Origin of the sequence: Tissierella sp., from assembly GCF_052089545.1 — a bacterium.
GTDB lineage: Bacteria > Bacillota > Clostridia > Tissierellales > Tissierellaceae > Tissierella_A.
In genome coordinates this window covers 1-2,649 of sequence record NZ_JBQDAA010000270.1, presented here as the reverse complement: position 1 = coordinate 2,649, position 2,649 = coordinate 1, and the positions used below count along the sequence as shown (strand labels likewise).

General features: G+C 28.6%; 3 protein-coding genes. 2 read left to right on the top strand and 1 reads right to left on the bottom strand.

The genetic code is table 11. From position 1 onward, the window contains the following. On the bottom strand, positions 1-509 hold a 509-nt coding region (locus ACTHW2_RS12780; protein ID WP_442264273.1), incomplete at its 3' end, for a sodium:solute symporter family transporter. A gap of 147 nt (positions 510-656) precedes the next feature. Between ACTHW2_RS12780 and speB the strand changes: the two genes are divergently transcribed. Next, positions 657-1,616, top strand: coding sequence for an agmatinase (gene speB, locus ACTHW2_RS12775; protein WP_442264272.1), 960 nt, complete (start codon positions 657-659; stop codon positions 1,614-1,616). 111 nt (positions 1,617-1,727) lie between these two features. Then, positions 1,728-2,258 carry a hypothetical protein gene (locus ACTHW2_RS12770; RefSeq protein WP_442264271.1) on the top strand — a complete coding sequence of 177 codons (531 nt, stop codon included), beginning with the start codon at positions 1,728-1,730 and terminating at the stop codon, positions 2,256-2,258. Positions 2,259-2,649: the final 391 nt, after the last annotated feature.

The following is a 2,649-nucleotide window of genomic DNA, read 5'->3' as shown; positions in this document are numbered from 1 at the left end:
AGTCCTCCTAAAACTGAGTATGTAGTAACAACTACTGAAACTATAACTACAGCTAAACTATATTTTATTCCAATCATAACTGAAAGAATAGCGGAAGATGCAATTATTTGACTTGCAGTAAGTCCAATTAAAGGTAGTATCATTATAATTGCTGTAACTATTCCAGGGGCTTTACCATATCTTCTTCTAAAATATTCAGGAACAGTTTTAACCAAAGCATCACGAAGTTTGGGTGCAACAAAAGCAAGTACAATAAAAGTAACAGCCATTGTAAGCACATACCAAATAGCACTCATACCCCAATCACCATATGCTTTTTCTACAACACCCATAGAACTACCTCCACCAATTTCAGTTGCCGCAAGAGTTCCTGCCATCATTATGGGTTCAAGTCTTCTACCTGCAACCATAAAATCTTCATTACTATCAATTTTGGTAGAAGCATACCAGCCTATAAAAAGCATAATACCTAAATAAACAAAAACAATACTAACTACAATCAAATTCATATAACTCATCCCCTTTTTTGTTTTATATTAATAGTTATTAATAATATATATTAAATATTTCTGTTTTTATTATTTAATATTTAAAAGTGAAATGTTATTTATCTAATGATATAATGAAATACAAATAAAACATTAGGAGGATTTTACATGAATAATAAAGATATAAAACAACCAGCAAGTGCACTTTCATCCCCTAGATTTTGTAATATGGGAAATTTCATGAGGATGGAAAGAATAGAAAACTTAGAGGGACTAGATTTTGCTATCGTAGGAATACCTTTTGATACAGCAAGTTCCTTTAGATCTGGCTCTAGATTTGGCCCAAATGGCATAAGAAATATTTCTGTTATGATGAAACCTAATAATGCTATTTTAGAGGTTAATATATTAGAAGAATTAAAAGGTGGAGATTATGGAGATATCAATGTAGTTCCAGGATATATTAAGCCTACTTATGAAAATATAAAAAATGAATTACAACCTATATTAGATGCTGGAGTTACTCCAATAGTTTTAGGTGGAGATCATTCAATAACTCTAGCTGAATTAAGAACAGTAGCAGAAAAACACGGCAAAGTTTCATTAGTTCATTTTGATTCTCATGCTGATATAAATGAAGAAGTATTTGGAGAACCTTATAATCATGGGACACCTTTTAGACGTGCAATAGAAGAAGGATTAATTGATCCACATACTTCTATTCAAGTAGGAATGAGAGGCTCACTGTATGATGCAGATGAATTTAAAAAGGCAGCTGAATTAGGTCTAAAAGTAATACCTGCTCATAAGGTACGTGAAATGGGATTTGAAGAAACAATAAAACAAATAAAAGAAAGAGTAGGAGACAACAAAGTATTCTTTTCATTTGATATAGATTTTGTAGACCCTGCATATGCACCAGGTACAGGTACTCCAGAAGTTGGTGGATTTACTTCATATGAAACATTAAAAATGATAAGAGATTTAAAAGATTTAAACTTTGTAGCATTTGATGTAGTAGAGGTTTCTCCTTCATATGATAGTAATGAAATAACTACATTACTTGCAGCAAATATTGCATTTGAGTTTATATCTATTTTAGCTTTAAGAAAGAAAAACAAAAAATAATATTTTAAATTATGAGACATAGGAGTGATCCTATGTCTTATAATTTTATCCTTCAAATAGAACTTATTTTCCTATATAATGGAATTAGAAATAACTTATGGGGGGATGTGCATGAATAGAGGTAAGGTAATTGTTCCTATAATTTCGTTTTTAATTTTTGCTATCTTTTATATGTATTTAAATTATGATGGTTTTGAAGGATTCACTGAATATTTTAAATCACAAAGTTTCAATAAAATAGCACTTAAATATTATGATGATACTGAATTTGATTATATATCAATGGATATTAATGATCGTGAAATAGCTAATAGTACTGATAAAGAAAAAATGAATAAATTAATAAGTTATTTTAAAACTTTAGAATATAAAAGGATAAATGATGATAAATGGTATTCTTTACAAGGTGACAGAAGACGGATATGGTTATCTGATAAAAACTCTGATACCTTAGGTATTGAAATATATAATGGAAGATATATTAGGCTATATTTAGGATACATAATTGAAGAAGATAAGGGAAGTAGAGTAACTAAAATACATCCAAATGATGAATATAAAGCATACAAAGTTTTAGATGATAAAATAGATATAGATTTAATTGAATCTATATATGAGACAATGGAAATAGTGGAAGATTAATAATAAATTCTAGAGAATTAAGGGGAGATTTAAAAATGACATTTTTTCTAGCATTAATAGTAATACCAATTATTTATTTTATAGTTTCGAAAGCAGCAGAAGATGGGACTAGAAAGGCATTAGAAGAATTCAATAAAAATAAAAATTAGGAGAAATATAAAATATTACTTGTTTTTTCTGTAGTAGTTTTCTTATTATCAGGATGTGTTGCTGAAACTGAGTTTTTATCGGAGGAAAAATTACCTGATGATAAAATTAGTGCGATATTATATAGAAAGAATGCTGGAGCAACTACTGCATATGGATATCATGTTGATATTATAAAAGAAAGAAAAGTTTTTAAAGATATAGAAATCAATGTTTTTAGAGCCAGTAATACTACTCATATAAG

Bases quoted from the DNA above. Each gene is read 5' to 3' on its own strand.
- speB (WP_442264272.1), top strand. From the start codon at position 657: ATGAATAATAAAGATATAAAACAACCAGCAAGTGCACTTTCATCCCCT.
- ACTHW2_RS12770 (WP_442264271.1), top strand. From the start codon at position 1,728: ATGAATAGAGGTAAGGTAATTGTTCCTATAATTTCGTTTTTAATTTTT.